The sequence below is a fragment of the Campylobacter concisus genome (genome assembly GCF_003048905.1).
Classification (GTDB): domain Bacteria; phylum Campylobacterota; class Campylobacteria; order Campylobacterales; family Campylobacteraceae; genus Campylobacter_A; species Campylobacter_A concisus_V.
Genome location: NZ_PIRO01000001.1, coordinates 509,553 through 526,654 on the forward strand (window position 1 = coordinate 509,553; position 17,102 = coordinate 526,654).

The window sequence follows — 17,102 nt, forward strand, 5'->3', positions numbered from 1 at the left end:
AACCCTTAAAAAAACAATTTATTTATCATTATGATAAATACGCAAACTGGCGCCACATATCTTAATAAAAAATACCATGCACTAAATACAAAGTCGCTCATATATGGACTAAATAGCACATAAAGTGCCTCTCTTTTCATAAAATATCCAACAAATATCGCTCCACCAATGCCACTAATTGGAAGCAGGACATTTGAAGCGGTAAAGTCAAGAAAATCAAAGAAATTTTTACCAAAGAGCATAAATTTGTCGCCAACATTTTCTATATTTGATAAAAGACATAAAAATCCTAAAACAAAAACACCAGCTCCAACTATACTAAGAGCTTTTATCCTGCTAATGCCATACTCTCTGATCAAGAAAAATACAAACGGCTCTACGATAGAGATAGCTGAAGTAATGCCAGCAAAGATAAGTGCAGCAAAAAATGCTACAGCTAAAATTTGACCTATCACACCAAGCTTAGCAAAGAGCGTTGGAAGCGAGATAAAGACAAGTCCTGGTCCTTGAGACGGCTCTGCGCCAAATTCAAATATAAATGTAAAGATAACAAGACCCATCATGATGGCTAAGACGATGTTTATAAAAACGATACTTAGCGTAGAAGTGGCTAAATTTGTATCATCACTTAAGCTAGCTGAATATGTAATGATCGCTGCCATACCAAGAGATAGTGTCCAAAAAGCAAGTCCAAGGGCAAGCAAAAGCGAATTAAATGAAATTTTGCTAAAGTCAGGAACAAGTAAAAACTCAGCAGATTTTGTAAAGCCATTCATCGTCATAGAAAAGATAAGCATGATTAAAACCATGATAAATAGGCTTGGCATCATCCAAACATTTAGCTTTTCAATGCCACTTTTCACGCCTTTTGAAAGGATGAAAAAGCAAGCTACAAATGCAATAACAAAATAAAGCGTCTGCTCGCCAAGACCATGCGTAAGAAGCTCGTTAAATATTACTTTTGAACTTTCTATATCGTTTGGAAGACCGGTAAAAGATAGGGTGAAATACTTAAAGACCCAACCGATGATCACAATATAATAAGATGAGATTATAGCTGCGGTTACCATAGCTAAAATTCCAACCAGTTGCCATAAATTTTTATTTTTATTCGCCAACTTTCTAAAGGCATTTACACTATCGCTCTCACTAAGTTTGCCAATACTTAGCTCTGCCATAAAGATAGGTATGCCAACTAAAAACGTTATCAAAAGATATAAAATAACAAATGCTGATCCACCATTTTCACCAACCATATATGGAAATTTCCATGCATTGCCAAGTCCAACAGCTGACCCTGCAACTGCTAAAACATAACCTATTTTAGAAAACTGTTCTTTTGCCATTATGCAATCTCCCTTACTAGCACCACAAAAACTAAAACTGGTGCCACAAACCTTATTAAAAAATACCAAATTTTAAAAACAACCTTACCCATATAAGGCAAGAATAGCTCTTTTAAAAGCTCAAATTTCATAAAGTACCCAACAAAAAGGGCAAATATAATGCCACCAAGTGGTAGCATAATGTTTGAGCTAATATAATCAAGCAAATCAAAAAAGCTCTTACCAAAAAATGTAAGTGACTCCTTAAAATCGCCAATACCGCTTAATGCGCATAAAATTCCCAAAAGATAAACTACGGCACCAACAATAATAATTGATCTATTTCTACTAAGTCCCAAGCTTTTATTTAAGAAAAATATAAATGGTTCAACTAGTGAAATAACCGATGTTATACCAGCAAAAAATAAAGATGTAAAAAATGCAAAAGCTAAGAAATTTCCAAGCAAACCAAGCTTTGCAAAAAGCGTTGGAAGCGAGATAAATGCTAACCCTGCACCCTTTGATGGCTCTGAGCCAAATTCATAGGTGAATGTAAAAACTATAAGCCCTATAATTACGCTAATAATTATATTTGCAAAGACTACATAAAGTGATGAAGTGAATAAATTTGTATCATTGCCTAGGCTTGATGAGTAAGTTAAAATGCAGCCAATGCCAATACACATCGTAAAAAAAGCTAACCCAAGAGCATTTAAGATAGCGCCTTGATCTATCTTCGAAAAATCAGGTACTAGTAAAAATTTAGCCGCCTCATCAAAACCATTCATACCAAAAGAGTAGCCAAGCATCAGTAAAAGCAGAATAAATAAAGCTGGTATAAGATAGACATTTATGCGTTCTATGCCACTTTTAACACCTTTTGTCAAGATAAAAAAGTAGGCAAAAAAAGCAATGCTAAAGTATAAAATTTGCTCCTCTATGCCCTTTGAAGTAAAATTTACAAAAAGTGCTTCTGAGCTTGCCATATCTTTTGGAAGCTCGCCAAGACTTAAGATAACGTATTTTAAAACCCAACCGATAATGAGCGTATAAAAAGATGCGATGAATAAACCCGTCACCATCACAACACCAGCAAATTTCCAAGAATTTGCCCCCTTTGTAGCTAGATTCTTAAATGCCCCAACCGTATCAAGGCGTGAAATTTTGCCCATTGCCATCTCAGCAAAAAATATACTAAGGCCGACGACAAAAGCAAAAAATAGATATATAAGAATAAATGCTGAACCGCCGTTACTACCGACCATATATGGAAATTTCCATGCATTACCAAGGCCAATAGCCGCTCCAATGATAGAAAGAACAAAACCAACTTTACTAAATCTATCCATCATTTACCTGCTATTTGATAGATCATGATGGCACAAATTGCAATTGGCACGATGTATCTTAGAGTAAAGTACCAAATTTCAAAAAATACTTTTCCCATAAATTCGCCAAAGAGTAGATATAGGCTCTCTTTTTTGAGCTTGTAGCCTACAAAAAAGCTAAAAATTATGGCACCTATTGGCATCATTATATTTGAAGTAAGAAAATCAAGCGCATCAAAGACTGGCTTGCCAAATATACTAAAGATATTAGCCGTCTGCGCATAATATGAAAAAATACAAAAAAGGCCTAAAATATAGACAAAAATTCCAATATAAACAAGAGCCATTTTGCGTGAAATTTCAAATTTTCTAACCAAATAATAAGCAAATGGTTCTATCATCGAAACAGCACTTGTAACACCAGCAAATAAAAGTGAAACAAAAAATGCGATAGCCATAACATTGCCAACTATCCCAAGCTTTGCAAAAAGCGTAACAAGTGAGATAAAAATAAGCCCTGGTCCACTTGCCGTACTATCAGCTCCATAAGCAAATATAAATGTAAAGACCACAAGTCCCATCATAATGCCTATTAATATATTTATAAAAATGATAGAAAGTGTTGATTTTATTAAATTTGTACGCTCTGGTAAATTTGCAGCATATGTTGGTATGACGCCAACGCCCATAGATAGCGAAAAAAACGCAAGTCCAAGAGCCTGTAAAATCACATCTGGTGTGATCGCGCTAAAATTTGGTACAAATAAAAATTTAGCCGCCTTAATAAAGCCATCACCCATGCTAATTGCATAAAAAAGTATACAAACAAGCAGTATAAAAAGACCCGGCATCATCCAGATATTTAGCTTTTCAATGCCACTTTTCACACCTTTTGAAACAGCAAAAAATACCATTAAAAAGACTAGACTAAAGCAAAGCACGGCACTGGTTAGATCATTTGCCAAAAGTGTATTAAACTGCTGGACTGCCTCTTCTTGATTGCTTAAAAGTGGCGAAAAGCTAAGATAAATATACTTTAATATCCAGCCAATGACAACCATATAAAACGAAGCAATAAGTATCGCTCCTATCATAAAAAAGCCTGAAAGAGACCATATTTTTTTATGCTTTGGAGCAAGTTTATAAATGGAGCTTACAACGTCACTCTCACCAAGCTTACCAATGCTAAGCTCCGCTAAAAACGCTACAAAAGCAATAGCAAACGTGAGAAGTAAATATAAAATTATAAACGCTGAGCCACCATTGTTTCCTACCATTGTTGGAAATTTCCATGCATTACCAAGTCCAACAGCCGATCCTGCCATAGCAAGAACAAAGCCTATTTTTGAAAATTTTTCATTTATCATTGATTGCCTGAGATTAAGAATAAATTAATTTTTTCAAAGATAACATAAAAAAACTTTTATTTTTCTAAGCCAAGAATTTTTTATGGGCAATTTAAATTTTTAGTGTTTTTATTTGAAACAAAGTTTTGTTTTTGTAATATTACGGTTCATAAAGTTTAAGTAGGGGACAGATCCGAAAGAGCTTTAAAATTTTAAAGGAGTAACGATGAAAAAGATCGTGTTTTTAATTCTTGGTCTTGCTGCGTTCGCATTTGGCGCTGACGGTGAGATGATTAGATCATATTCAGTTATAGCTGGTGGTATTGGCCTTGGTCTTGCAGCTCTTGGTGGCGCTATTGGTATGGGTAACACAGCTGCTGCAACAATTAGTGGAACAGCTAGAAACCCAGGCGTTGGTAGCAAACTTATGACTACAATGTTTATCGCTCTTGCGATGATCGAAGCACAAGTTATCTACGCACTTGTTATTACACTTATCGTTCTTTACGCAAACCCAATGCTTGGCTAAGCGTAAAGCTTAATTTTAGCCCCTCTTTGGGGGCTTTTATTCTTTTTGCGATCATGGTGGAATTGGTAGACACGCTATCTTGAGGGGGTAGTGCCACTAGGTGTGCGAGTTCGAGTCTCGCTGATCGCACCATCTAATCTTATACTTCAAAATCCAAAATCTTACAAAATTTAAAAAGGGGAATTTATGCTAGATAAAAAACGTGCTTTAAAACAGCTGCAAAACGAAGCAGATGATACCGCTATATATACGTTACTTGAAGCTAGTGAAAAAAATGAAGAAAATAAAAAAATACTTCGTAAATTAATCACTGAAGAAAAACGACATTATGCTTTTTGCCAAAAGATAACAGGTGAGAGCAGAACTGCAAATTTATTCAAAGTCATCTTCTATACGATACTTGTTAAAATTTTTGGTACATCTTTTACTTTAAAATTTATGGAATCACGTGAAGAAGACGCAGAGCAATTTTATCTTGATATCGTTGATGAGTATCCTGAAGCTAAAGATATTTATAATGAAGAAGTAAATCATGAAAATAATTTAATCTCTATGCTAAAAGACACAAAGCTCGTAAATGCCGGCGGCATTGTTCTTGGTATGAATGACGCATTAGTTGAGTTAACTGGCACACTAAGTGGCATCGCTCTAGCTTTTTCAAATACAAAATCAGTTGGTGCAACGGGCCTTATCATGGGCATTGCAGCTGCACTTTCCATGGCAGGGTCAGCCTATCTCGAGTCAAAAGAAAATCCAAGCGACGAGATCAAACCGCTTACCTATTCGCTATACACAGGTGGTTCGTACATCATAACAACGGCGTTTTTGATACTTCCATTTTTCATCTTTTCAAGTGGTGTTTACGCTGTCTTGTCGATGTTTTTCTTTGCCTTTGTTGCCATTATCACTTACAACTTTTACATAAGCGTGGCAAAAGAGCTTAAATTTTTGCCAAGAGTGATTGAAATGTGTGTAATAACTTTTGGTGTTGCGGTCATTTCATTTGGTATTGGCTTTTTAGTCAAGCACTATTTTGGCTTAGATATTTAATCCAAAATTTCATACCAGGTGTAGCTATCGTCTCCAAAATTTCTACTAAATAGTGGTTTTAAATTTAGATTAAGGCTCAAGTTTTTACCATTTTTGAAATTTGAACTTTGATATATAAGTAGCCATTTCACGTTTGCTAGCTTGCCATCTTTTGCAAGTTTTAAAAACTCACCAGCGCCTTCAAACATGCTAAGTCCTTTTAAGCTAAGCTCTTTTTGAATGCTGACTTTACGACCTGGAACGCTAAAAAGTGGTATCGTCTTATCAAATTTATCACTTCTTGAGTAGATTATGACATCTGGATTTTTGCCGCCACTTACTAGCCTACTATCAAGCTTTGGGCGATCAACTCGTACTGTGTTGCCGCCGATCACTAGCGTATCTATGACGCTTCTTAGTTTATGGACATGCGTGCGGCTAAGCTCATTTGTGATGATGCCGCCACTTGCCACGCCATTTTTACTAATTGCGATTTTTAAAAAACTAAAGCCACCATTTTGATAGGCCAAAAATGGCTCAAGTAGCTTATCACAACGCTCTTTTAAAACGCCAAATTTAACTTTTATACCAGCGCTTTTAAGCAAATTACCACCACCGCTTGCGATTTTATTTTCATCGTAGCTGCCAATTATGACCTCACTAAAGCCAAGCTCTTTTAGCAAATTTGCGCAAGGTGGCGTTTTACCATGATGCGAGCAAGGCTCAAGTGTGACGTAAGCTTTTGCATTTTTTAGTAAATTTGAGTGGTTTTTTAGTATAAATTCATAGGTAAATTTTGGCTCTAAAAGGCCAAATTCGCCCTCTTTGATATTAGAGCCAAATTTAGCATTATATGCTTTTATAAAATCATCTTTAAATTTTTCACTTTTTTTGCAAAGTGCAAAGAGTATCGCCGTTAGCTCAGCGTGCAAATATCCAGCCTTTTCATGAGCCTTGCAAGATAAAATTTTGCCATTTTCATCAAGGATAAGGCATCCAACGGCTGGATTTGGATAGGTTAATATTTGAAATTTCCAAGCCTCGCTTAAAGCAAGATCCATGTAAAATTCGTCGTTCATCTTAGCAGACTATATTTATTTTCCTATATCTTTTATCTCATCAACAAGAGTTTTTGAGATCAAGTCGATATCGGTCGGCTCATCCTCTGCGTCCCACCTAAAAGCAGCAATCTCTGCCAAAACAGAGATCTCTTTAAAATAGCTATATTTCGTTGTAGAAACTGGTATAGCGTAAGAGACCAAAAGCCTATCAGTGTTATCATAAATTTTCACGCTATAGCGAAAGTGTGGCTTGTTTAACGCCTTGCCACCCCAGTTAAACCATCTTTCATAATCCATTTGTATTTTTATCTTGAAGCTATTTTCGTCCCCTAAAATACCCTGCTCTTTTAGATGTTTGTTTATAAATTCCACAAACTCATCACGAAGCTCGCTTTCATTTTTATAGTTAGTGTTGTGCTCGTATCTAGTTGGTTGACTCGTCAATGTTAGGTTAAAATCACTAACAATATATTTAGCCACGCCTTTTTGTATCGGCGTTGGCTCAACATTATATTTATATCTTCCCCCACATCCAACGAAGAAAACACTTAAAACTATTAAAAAGAGTATTTTTACAAATTTCATATTTCTCCAAATTTACGATAAGCCGTCGATCTTGCCCTCTGCGTCTATCCTCATATTGACCGCAGCTGGCACTTTTGGAAGTCCTGGCATTAACATGATCTTACCGCAGACTGCAACGATAAAGCCAGCTCCCGTTCTAATGTCAAGGTCTTTTACGCTAAATGTAAAGCCCTTTGCTCTACCCAAAAGCTTCGCATCGTCGCTAAACGAGTACTGAGTTTTTGCGATACAAACTGGTAAATGGCTCAAATTTAGCTCTTTTATCATTTCAAGCTTTTTAAGAGCGGCCTCTTCAAAGACCACCTCGCCAGCTCCATAAATTTCATTAGCGACCTTTTCTATTTTAGTTTTCGTATCGTCGCTCATCTCGTATGTGAAATTTATCTTGCTTGGCTTATCGCACGCTTTTAAAACTAGCTCGGCAAGCTCAAGCGCACCTTTGCCACCTTTTAAGAAATTCTCACAAACAGCCACTTCTACGCCAAGCTCACGGCAATACTCTTTTACGAAATTTATCTCTTCATCGGTGTCAAAGCCAAATTTATTAAGCGCCACAACCACGTTTTGACCAAATTTGACTTTTAAATTTTCGATGTGGCCGCCAAGATTTTCGATACCTTTTTTAAGGGCATTCATATCTGGTTTTGTGATCTCGTCTTTATTTGCTTCGCCGTTATATTTTAGCGATCTGATCGTGCTTACAAGCACCACAGCGCTTGGTTTAATCTCAGCAACCCTGCATTTTATATCTAAAAATTTCTCCGCGCCAAGCTCTGAGCCAAAGCCAGCTTCAGTGATGACGTAGTCAGCTAAATTTAGAGCTGTTTTTGTTGCGATGACCGAGTTGCAGCCGTGTGCGATGTTTGCAAATGGGCCGCCATGCACGAGTGTAGGTGTGTGCTCTAGTGTTTGAAATAAATTTGGCTTGATCGCATCTTTTAAAAGTATGCAAACAGCGTCTTGGCAACCTAGATCACGCACATAGATAGGCTTTTTATCGCTATCATAGGCGACCATAATGTTTGCCACGCGCTCTTTTAGATCTGATAAGCTTGTGGCTAGACAAAGCACAGCCATGATCTCGCTTGCGGCGGTGATGTTAAAGCCATCTTCTCTTGGCACGCCGTCCGTTCTGCCGCCCTGACCCACAGTGATAAATCTAAGCGCGCGGTCGTTCATATCCATACAGCGCTTCCATAAAATTTTCTCGATTTTTAGTGGGTTTTCTTGATAGAGACTATTATCTATCATGGCAGAAATGAGGTTATTTGCCGATGTTATAGCGTGAAAATCGCCAGTGAAGTGTAAATTTAGATCCTCCATAGGTGCAAGCTGCGAGTAGCCACCACCTGCTGCTCCACCCTTTATGCCAAAAACTGGTCCCAAAGATGGCTCACGAAGTGCTAGGCAAACCTTTTTATTAAGTAAATTTAGTGCGTCGGCTAGACCGATCGACATAGTCGTTTTGCCCTCGCCGTATGGGGTTGGATTAGTCGCGGTGACTAAGATAAGCTTTGAGTTTGATGGCTCAAGTCTAGGGGAAATTTTGGCCTTAAATTTACCGTAAAGCTCAAGCTCGTCTTCGTTTAAGCCTAGTTTTGCGGCAACTTTACTGATGTGTTCAAGTTTCGTTTGGTGAGTTATCTCGATGTCGCTTAGCATTTTACCACTCCAAATATGTTTTTGCTTTTTTTATCTCACTGATGTTGATCTCAAAAATTCCCTCTTCGTTTTCTACTGCGACGCTCTCTTCGTCCGCTTTTACGAGCCTTCCTGCAAATTTCTCAGCTTCGGTTTGAACTTTTACAAGCTCACCAACGCTCGCTTTAAAGTGTGAAGGCTTACTAAGCTTTCTCTCAAGGCCAGGCGAGCTAACCTCAAGGTTATAATCCCCGCTAACTGGCGGTGTCACGTCAAAGATAGGCGAAAGCAGACGGCTAACTTTTTCGCAATCATCAAGGCTCACTCCGCCATCTTTTGTGATATAAACTCTAAAAATAGCCCTGCCATTTTCATTTGCGATCTCGCTGTCGTAAAGCTCGACGCCGCATTCGCGTACTAGTTTGTCTAAATTATCCATTTTTGTTTAAATCCTTTGAAATTTTATCAAACAACTTATCCATATGGTTTTGATACTCTAATCTATCGTCAAATTTAAAGTGAAAATTTGGACATCTATACCAGCCCTCAGCCGCCATGCAGTGGTTTTGCAAGTGCCTACAAACGCGCTTTAAATGCCCCAAAATATACTCTTGCTCGCGCTCATCAAACATCATCTTGTCAAGATAGACAAAGGCGTCGTATCTGCCCTTTTTACACTCGACATCAGTGACGCAAAGTCCCTTTAAAATGCTATCTTCAAGAGTGGCTAGAGCCTCTGGTATGAGCTCTTTTAGCACACTCTCTGTTCTCATACGCTTTATTTCGTTAGCGTTCATAGAGTAGCTTTCTCCTTGACTTCTTTGAAACTTTCGATGTAGTCATTTTCTCTAATGTCGTTGAAATTTTCGATGCCAACGCCACACTCGTAGCCTTTAGCAACCTCTTTGACATCATCTTTGAAGCGTTTTAGTGAGCTTACTAAGCCCTCATAAACGACCACACCTTCTCTAATAAGGCGAATTTTTGCCCCTCTGTTTATCGTACCCTCAGTGACGATACATCCAGCGATAGTGCCAACTTTTGGCACGTGGATCACTTGGCGAACCTGTGCTTGACCAAGCTGCTCTTCTCTAATTATCGGTGACATTAATCCACCTAAAATCGCCTTCACGTCGTCGATTAGATTATAAATAACGTTGTAAGTTTTAATCTCAACGCCGCTCTCTTTTGCCTTTTCTTTTATCTCGCCAGTCGGTCTTATATTAAAACCAAGGATTATACAGTCTTCGCTCGCACTAGCAAGTGCTACATCGCTTTGCGTGATGCCGCCAACACCTGAGTGGATGACATTTACCCTGATCTCGTCATTTGCTAGTTTTTCTAGGCTTGCTTTTAACGCTTCAAGTGAGCCGCCAACGTCAGCTTTAATGATGACTGGAAGTGTTTTTAGCTCGCCCTCGGCGATCTTAGCGCTAAGCTCATCGATACTAACCTTTGTGCTCTTGCTAAGCTCTTTTTGGCGGATATATTCAGCCTTTTTCTGCGCGTACTCACGAGCTTCTTTATCAGTTTTTACGCCTATTAGCGTCTCGCCAGCCTCTGCTATTTCGCTAAGACCTACTATCACACCACATTCGCCTGGTTTTATATCTTGCAAAGGCTTACCTTGATCATCAAGCAAGCTTCTTATCTTTCCATATGCGACACCAGCTACGACAGTATCTCCAACATGAAGCGTGCCATTTTCAACGATAATAGTAGCTACTGGGCCACGGCCTTTTTGAAGTGAACTCTCGATAACAGTTGCTTTTGCGTTTGCCTTTGGATTTGCTTTTAGCTCTAAAAGATCAGCTTGTAAAAGTACGATCTCAAGCAAATCATCTATGCCCATGCCTGTTTTTGCAGAGATTGGCACAAATTCATACTTTCCGCCCCACTCTGTTGGCATGATATCAAGCTCAGCAAGACCAGTCTTTACCAGGTCAGGATTTGCTGACTCTTTATCCATTTTGTTTATCGCGATGATTATTGGTACACCAGCAGCTTTTGCGTGGCTGACAGCCTCTTTTGTTTGTGGTTTTACGCCATCATCTGCTGCAACAACTATAATAACTATATCAGTTACCCCAGCACCCCTTGCGCGCATAGCAGTAAACGCTTCGTGACCTGGAGTGTCGATAAATGTGATATTTTTGCCGTTTTTGTTTACCATGTAAGCACCGACATGCTGAGTGATACCACCAGCCTCTCCTGCTGCTACACGTGATTTTCTTATGTAATCAAGCAATGAAGTTTTACCGTGATCGACGTGACCCATGATGGTTATGACTGGTGCTCTTGGCTGGAGATTTTCATCGTCTTTTATCTCTTCTTCATATGCTGCTACGTAGTCAAATTCTTTTTGATCGTCGATGATATTAACCTCTACATTAAACTCATCAGCCAAAATTTCGATCGCATCTTCATCCAAAAAGTCATTTTTAGTTGTCATCATACCTAGCATGAAAAGCTTACCAATAATCTCGCTTGGCTGTTTGTTTAGCTTTTCAGCAAATTCATAAACACGAATTTCTTTTGGAATATTTATAGATGTCACAGCTTCATTGTTTTGTTTATTTTCAGGCTTTTTGTGTTTTTTTCTAGCTCTTCTTTGAATGCCGCCTTCGCCAAATGAATTTATCGTATTGTTGACCGTAGTTCTCATAACATTTGGCTGTTTTGTCTTTTGAGCTGGCGTTGGTGTTGGGGTTTTAAAACTAAAATCAGGAAGAACAACTACATCTTCATCTTCTAGCACTATGTCACCAAAGTCACTTCCGCCAAGTAGATCCATCTTCTGGGCGCTATCTTTTTTACTTGCAACAACTACTTTTTTATCTTTTTTCTTTTTCTTAGCTAAATTTTCATCATTTGCTGAAAACATACTTTTAAAATCGCTTATATTAGCTATGCTTGGTTCAGGCTTTTTCTCTTCTTTTGTAGTAATTGGCGTTTCATAATCTTTTTTCTTTTTTACTATCACAAGGCCACGTCTTTTTTGAGTCACATCAGCCAAACTCTCTTTTGGCCTTGGAGCTTCGACTTGTTTTTGCTCTACTTTTATTTCTTCTTTTTTAGGCTCAATTTTTTGTTTTTCTTCTAAAATTTGTGCCTCTTTCTTAGGCTCAGCTTTTACCGACTTTGACTCAGTTTTAGTAGTAGTTTTTTTAGGTTCACTCTTTTGTTTTTCTTCTTTTTTTACTGACTCTTTTTCTACTTCTTTTTTAGACTCTTTTTTTGGTTTAGGTTCACTCTTTTTCTTTTTAAATTTATCTGGTATCACGCCAGTTTGAACATATTCATATATAGCTTCGGCCTCTTCAAGGCTAACTGCATTTGAGTGAGTTTTGACTTTTAATCCTAACTCTTGAGCTTTTTCTACTATCTCTTTACTTGGATAGCCAAGCTCGTTTGCGATCTCTGAAATCCTAACATTGCTCATTTAAGAGTATCTCCTTTAACTTCGGTGCATCACAAATAAAAGCACCTTTAGTTTGTTTATCAATTATTTTTTTTAAAATTTTTATATCTTTTTGTATACATTTGTCGCACAGATAAAAGCTACGACCATTTCCTTTGCCATGCTCTAAATTTTTACCTACCAAGCGGTATCTTTTTAGCAAGCTCTGAGAAATTTTAATTTTACAAGCGACACATGTCCTTACAGGATTATTTTTGTTCATTATATCTTTTTAAACTTGTTTTTAGCTTTGCGTAATTTCGTATCCATCGTTATCAAATGAAAAAACCTCAACCCTAAAATCACTAAATTTACTCTTTAAAATATCTTGTAAATTTTTAGCGTCATCTTTGTAAGCGATATTTAAAAAACTTGAACCTGAGCCTGAAAGCGTGCTCATTAAAGCGCCATTTTCATAAGCTACTTTTCTAACTTCAAAAAGTTCTTCTAAAGCGTGCATTCTACGCTCTTCATGCATCAAATCTTTGCTTGCTACTTTTAAGAGATCATACTTTTTTTCATAAAAACAAGACGTTAAAAAAGCGGCATGAGATAAGTTATTTACACACTCTTTCATAGTATAGTTTTTTGGTAAAATTTGTCTTGACGAGGATGTACTCATTGGCTTATTTGGGATGACAACTACTGCTTTTATCTCGTCACTTAAATTTATTTTGTTTGCGTAAACATTACCATTTTTTACGATTGCGCTGATAAATCCACCGTGAACTGCTGGCGAGATATTATCAGGATGGGTTTCATAGATGATAGCTTTATTTAAAACTGTATCTTTACTTGCCTTAAAGCCAGCCATTTCGTACGCTGAAGCAATGGCTCCAACGATAACAGCGGAGCTACTGCCAAGTCCCCTTGAAAATGGGATATTATTTTCAAAAACGACTCTAAAATTTTCATTTTTACCAGTTAGCTCAAAAAAAATTTCATTAAAAATACTTAAGAATATATTATTTCTCTTTAAATTTACACTTCCACTGCCTTCGCCGTTTATCGACATTGAGCTAAATTTTGCTAGCTCGATTTTCACACTATTAAAAAGCTTCAAACTAAGCCCCAAAGCATCAAAACCAGGACCTAAATTTGCACTTGTTGCAGGGACTAAGATATTCAAAATTTCTCCTAAACTGCTTGAATGATATAATCTGGAAGTGTATCTGAATTTAGTTTTAATTCATCTAAATTTAAAGGCAACCTAAATCCTACTGGCTCTACTTTTTCAAGTAAAATTTTGCCATCTTTTAAAACAAAGCTTAAATTTTTATTTGCTCTGATCGCTTGGCCTCCATTTAAGCTAAATCCACTAACGGCGTAAAATTTGCATCCTTTCGCCAAAGAAAATGTTTTTAAGATGACATAGGCCACCTTTAACCCCATAAAGCTTCCTGGCGTATTTGCATAGATAATTTTTGTGATATTAAATTTAGAGGATAAATTTTCTAAGATTTTTATCAAAGCTTCACTGACATGTTCATCAGTCGTAATTTCATCAAATTTTACGCCGTCTTTATATACTCCAACTAAAAGCGGAGTAGATAAAGAGACAACTAAAATTTCAATATTTTCTATGCAAATACCTTTTGATACTCTTTTAGAAGTTCACCATTTAGAGTTGCGATCTCGTAGTTTTTCTCATCGGCCATCAAAGCAAGAGTTAATTTGTGATTTAGATCGTGACTTCCAGCAAATGCTGTATAATCGCCCAATAAAGGCGCTCCAAGCAAGCTTAAATCACCAATCGCATCTAAAATTTTGTGCCTTACAAACTCATTCTCAAATCTCAAACCTTCTGGATTTAGGATATGCGTATCATCGATTGCTACGGCATTATCAAGCGATGCACCAAGAGCTAAATTTTGAGCTTGTAAACGTTGTAAGTCTTTCAAAAAGCCAAAAGTCCTAGCACGAGCTATATTTTTTATAAAAGAGCTTTTACTAAAATCAAAAACATATCTTTGTTCACCAATAACTGGATGATCAAATTTTATCGTATAGTCAAATTTTGGACTTCTTGAAGGTGAAGTTCGTACAAATTTAGAACCCTCAACGACTTCAACTTCACGTCTAATAAGAATTACTTTTTTGCCAGCATCAAGATATCTTATACCAGCTTCATCAAGTAGCATACAAAAGCTTATTGCACTACCATCCATGACTGGAATTTCATTTGCATCAACAGAGATTCTAATATTATCAATACCATAACCATTTATGGCTGACATTAGATGCTCAATCGTACTAATAAAGCCCTTTTCGTTGCCAACAACGGTTGCCATCTGCGTATTTATCACATTTTTAGGTTCGGCTTTAAAACTAATACCAAGATCTTCGCGGTGCAAAATAATGCCAGAATTTGCATCAAGAGGTTCTAGTATAAGTCTTATCGGCTCGCCTTTATGAAGCCCTATACCAACAGTCTCAACGCGTCTTGCGATAGTAGTTTGTTTCAATAATTTTCCTTATATTTTTAATGCGCTTATGATAGCACTAAAAAATCAATTTTGCAAATTTTTTAGTTCTTGTCTATCATCGCTTTTGCAGCATCTAAAACACTTGTTATATTGTCTTTTATCCACTTTTTGTCCATCCATTGTTGTGGTCTCACCTCTTCGCCTTGGACCAAAATTCCAAAGTGAAGGTGATCTCCAAGTGCAAGGCCGCTAGTTCCAGTAGTGCCTATCTGATCGCCAGCAGCGACCATATCGCCCTCTTTTACCCTAGAACTTGAGCAGTGTCCATAAAGCGAATAAAGCCCAAATCCATGATCGATCACAATATTTAATCCATAAATTCCATTTTCAGATGCTAGCACAACACGACCGGCATTGCTAGCTATTATAGGAGCTGCAGCCACACTTGCAAAGTCTATTCCCATATGCCATGATTCGCTTACTTGCTCGTTATTATATGTATAGTATCGGTGATCGGCGAAGTCAGCCACTTTTTTACCATTTCTTAGTGGATAAAATGGTGTCACACTAAAGCCAGTTAACATCTCATCACCAGGATTTGTAGTAAGTGCTGTTATTTTTTCTTCGTTTGAATTTCTAAGCGTTTCATTGACAAATCTCATTTTCTCAAGCCTTGAAAGCGCGCTTGGATCTTTTGCATATTGATCAGTTAGATCGACTATTTTGCCATCTAAAAATCTATCGTTTAATGCAATAGTTGAAGTTTTATACTTTACATTTTCGTAAAAATATCTGACATGTGACTTGCTTTCATTGCCTGCAAAGTCTCTTGCAATGACCTCAGCACTAAAATTTTCAACCTGAACTGGCCAAGCAACAAGTGCTGCATAAAAGCCCTCTTTATAAAATGGAACGGCCTTAAATTTCTTACCAAAATTTGTCTGCACATAGACCTCTTTTAGCTGATTATCAGTTGCTCTAAAGACCACAACAGCGCTACCACCTTTTGAGATAGAATAAGACTGCGAAAGCACGTAAAGATCAGGTTTTGAAGTATCAAGCACTACTTCAACCTTTTTGCTAGCTTTGTTGCCAGTAAAAAAGCTCCATTTACTGGTATCCACAGCCTCAATATTCATCTCATAAGTATCTTTTTGAGCAAAAAAGCCAGTCTTTGGAAAGGTTAAATTTACATCAAGCTCGGTACTTGGGGTTTGTATGATTTGATTTAATAAATTTAGATCATTTTTTCCATCATTCATACTAATTCGTACAAATTTTATACCACTATCGTCTTTAAATTTGATATTCATTGGGGTTCTAAGATTCCAGTAAACCTTATCAGCAACACCAATTATCGGCTCATTTCGCTCAAAATCTTTTGACATCAAAGCATAGCCAAAACCACCGGCTAAGATTAAAATTAGCAAAAGCACAACAATACCAAATCCGCCAACTCCACGTCTATTCATACATTATTACCTTAAAATTTTATTTACGAAATTCTACATATAAATCAATAAATTTTTAGTTAACTATAAAATTTCTCTTACAGCCCTAGCGTCGCTCATCCAGGCAAAAAGTTCGTCCCAGCGTTCATCTTTGATGAGATCTTTGCACAAATTTAGCTCTTTTTCAAACATATTTATAGCTTCAACAACATTATTTTTATTTTGCTTAAAGATATCGCTCCACATAAAAGGCGAACTCTTTGCGACACGTATCATGCCCTTAAATGTAGGTCCACCTAGTGCCACAATATGCCTTTTATCCTCTTCTTTTAAAATCCCACTCGCAAGAGAAAATGCAATCGCATGAGGCAAATGCGAAATAAGACCCACGTGATGATCATGTTCTTTCGCACTCATAAAAATGATCTTCATGCCAAGGCAAGAAAATAACTCCACGCTTCTTTTTACATGTTTTTCTGCGCTCTCAGCAAAGTCACAAACAATAACAGTTGCCCCTGTGTAAAGTGATTTAAAGGCAGCCTCTGGACCAGAATACTCAGTACCTGCCATTGGATGAGCCGGAATGAAATTTTTACGAATTTTTTCTGGCACAGCTTCTATTATCTTTTGTTTAGTTGAGCCAAAATCAATGATAGTTGTATCTTCGCTGATATCAGTTAAATTTTGCACGATGCTCACGATAGCCTCGACTGGCACAGCCAAAAAGATGATATCACACTTCTTTTTCATCTCGTCAATGCTTAAAATTTCATGCACCAAGCCAAGTTCTAAGGCCTTTTTGCTATGATTTTCATCTTTGTCATATCCGCTAACACAAGAAATTAATTTTTCATCTTTTAATGCTAGCCCAAGTGAACCACCCATAAGACCAAGTCCGATGATACCTATTTTCATAAAAAA

General features: G+C 37.2%; 17 protein-coding genes and 1 tRNA gene. 3 read left to right on the forward strand and 15 right to left on the reverse strand.

The features are described 5' to 3' along the window. Positions 1-5: 5 nt before the first annotated feature. Genes CVS95_RS02570 through CVS95_RS02580 form a run of 3 tightly spaced genes read right to left on the reverse strand, consistent with a single transcriptional unit; the run spans position 6 to position 4,020 of the window. Positions 6-1,346, reverse strand: coding sequence for a sodium-dependent transporter (locus CVS95_RS02570; protein WP_021090462.1), 1,341 nt, complete (start codon positions 1,344-1,346; stop codon positions 6-8). Continuing rightward, positions 1,346-2,677, reverse strand: a complete 1,332-nt coding sequence (locus CVS95_RS02575; RefSeq protein ID WP_107695461.1) for a sodium-dependent transporter — start codon at positions 2,675-2,677, stop codon at positions 1,346-1,348. Before CVS95_RS02575 ends, CVS95_RS02570 begins: the two co-directional genes overlap by 1 nt. Then, positions 2,674-4,020 carry a sodium-dependent transporter gene (locus tag CVS95_RS02580; protein ID WP_107695462.1) on the reverse strand — a complete coding sequence of 449 codons (1,347 nt, stop codon included), beginning with the start codon at positions 4,018-4,020 and terminating at the stop codon, positions 2,674-2,676. The genes CVS95_RS02575 and CVS95_RS02580 overlap by 4 nt, the downstream gene beginning before the upstream one ends. A gap of 205 nt (positions 4,021-4,225) precedes the next feature. Here CVS95_RS02580 and CVS95_RS02585 point away from each other — a divergent pair, with 205 nt between their 5' ends. The 3 genes from CVS95_RS02585 to CVS95_RS02595 all read left to right on the forward strand — a co-directional run bounded on the left by CVS95_RS02585 (position 4,226) and on the right by CVS95_RS02595 (position 5,578). Then, the gene (locus tag CVS95_RS02585; protein WP_004317263.1) at positions 4,226-4,528 is read left to right on the forward strand and encodes a F0F1 ATP synthase subunit C; all 303 of its coding nucleotides are present in this window, start codon (positions 4,226-4,228) and stop codon (positions 4,526-4,528) included. A 47-nt stretch (positions 4,529-4,575) separates the two neighbouring features. Further along, a tRNA-Leu gene (locus CVS95_RS02590) sits at positions 4,576-4,660 on the forward strand. Between the two features lie 54 nt (positions 4,661-4,714). Next, positions 4,715-5,578 carry a VIT1/CCC1 transporter family protein gene (locus CVS95_RS02595; RefSeq protein WP_107695463.1) on the forward strand — a complete coding sequence of 288 codons (864 nt, stop codon included), beginning with the start codon at positions 4,715-4,717 and terminating at the stop codon, positions 5,576-5,578. Here the strand turns inward: CVS95_RS02595 and ribD are convergent. The 12 genes from ribD to CVS95_RS02655 form a co-directional block, all read right to left on the reverse strand. Then, the gene (ribD, locus tag CVS95_RS02600; RefSeq protein ID WP_107695464.1) at positions 5,575-6,636 is read right to left on the reverse strand and encodes a bifunctional diaminohydroxyphosphoribosylaminopyrimidine deaminase/5-amino-6-(5-phosphoribosylamino)uracil reductase RibD; all 1,062 of its coding nucleotides are present in this window, start codon (positions 6,634-6,636) and stop codon (positions 5,575-5,577) included. The genes CVS95_RS02595 and ribD overlap by 4 nt on opposite strands. 15 nt (positions 6,637-6,651) lie before the next feature. Further along, complete coding sequence (locus tag CVS95_RS02605) at positions 6,652-7,203, reverse strand: hypothetical protein (RefSeq protein WP_107695465.1); 552 nt, start codon at positions 7,201-7,203, stop codon at positions 6,652-6,654. A 12-nt stretch (positions 7,204-7,215) separates the two neighbouring features. After that, positions 7,216-8,865: a formate--tetrahydrofolate ligase gene (locus CVS95_RS02610; protein WP_107695466.1), complete on the reverse strand. Its 1,650-nt coding sequence runs from the start codon at positions 8,863-8,865 to the stop codon at positions 7,216-7,218. Position 8,866: 1 nt separating this feature from the next. Next, positions 8,867-9,283, reverse strand: a complete 417-nt coding sequence (gene rimP, locus CVS95_RS02615; protein WP_107695467.1) for a ribosome maturation factor RimP — start codon at positions 9,281-9,283, stop codon at positions 8,867-8,869. Next, a complete protein-coding gene (gene rbfA / locus CVS95_RS02620) occupies positions 9,276-9,641 on the reverse strand; it encodes a 30S ribosome-binding factor RbfA (RefSeq protein WP_004317240.1) in 366 nt (121 codons plus the stop codon). Before rbfA ends, rimP begins: the two co-directional genes overlap by 8 nt. Beyond that, positions 9,638-12,286, reverse strand: a complete 2,649-nt coding sequence (infB, locus tag CVS95_RS02625) for a translation initiation factor IF-2 (protein WP_107695468.1) — start codon at positions 12,284-12,286, stop codon at positions 9,638-9,640. Before infB ends, rbfA begins: the two co-directional genes overlap by 4 nt. Further along, on the reverse strand, positions 12,273-12,527 hold the full coding sequence (locus CVS95_RS02630) for a hypothetical protein (RefSeq protein ID WP_084108762.1): 255 nt from the start codon (positions 12,525-12,527) through the stop codon (positions 12,273-12,275). Before CVS95_RS02630 ends, infB begins: the two co-directional genes overlap by 14 nt. Before the next feature lie 21 nt (positions 12,528-12,548). Beyond that, complete coding sequence (thrB, locus tag CVS95_RS02635) at positions 12,549-13,433, reverse strand: homoserine kinase (protein ID WP_107695469.1); 885 nt, start codon at positions 13,431-13,433, stop codon at positions 12,549-12,551. Between the two features lie 8 nt (positions 13,434-13,441). Further along, positions 13,442-13,804, reverse strand: coding sequence for a glycoprotease (locus CVS95_RS02640; protein WP_107695470.1), 363 nt, complete (start codon positions 13,802-13,804; stop codon positions 13,442-13,444). Between the two features lie 80 nt (positions 13,805-13,884). After that, positions 13,885-14,769, reverse strand: coding sequence for a UDP-3-O-acyl-N-acetylglucosamine deacetylase (gene lpxC / locus CVS95_RS02645; protein ID WP_107695471.1), 885 nt, complete (start codon positions 14,767-14,769; stop codon positions 13,885-13,887). Positions 14,770-14,831: 62 nt separating this feature from the next. Then, a complete protein-coding gene (locus tag CVS95_RS02650) occupies positions 14,832-16,202 on the reverse strand; it encodes a M23 family metallopeptidase (protein ID WP_107695472.1) in 1,371 nt (456 codons plus the stop codon). Positions 16,203-16,265: 63 nt separating this feature from the next. After that, positions 16,266-17,096, reverse strand: a complete 831-nt coding sequence (locus CVS95_RS02655) for a prephenate dehydrogenase (RefSeq protein WP_084108777.1) — start codon at positions 17,094-17,096, stop codon at positions 16,266-16,268. Positions 17,097-17,102 lie beyond the last annotated feature (6 nt).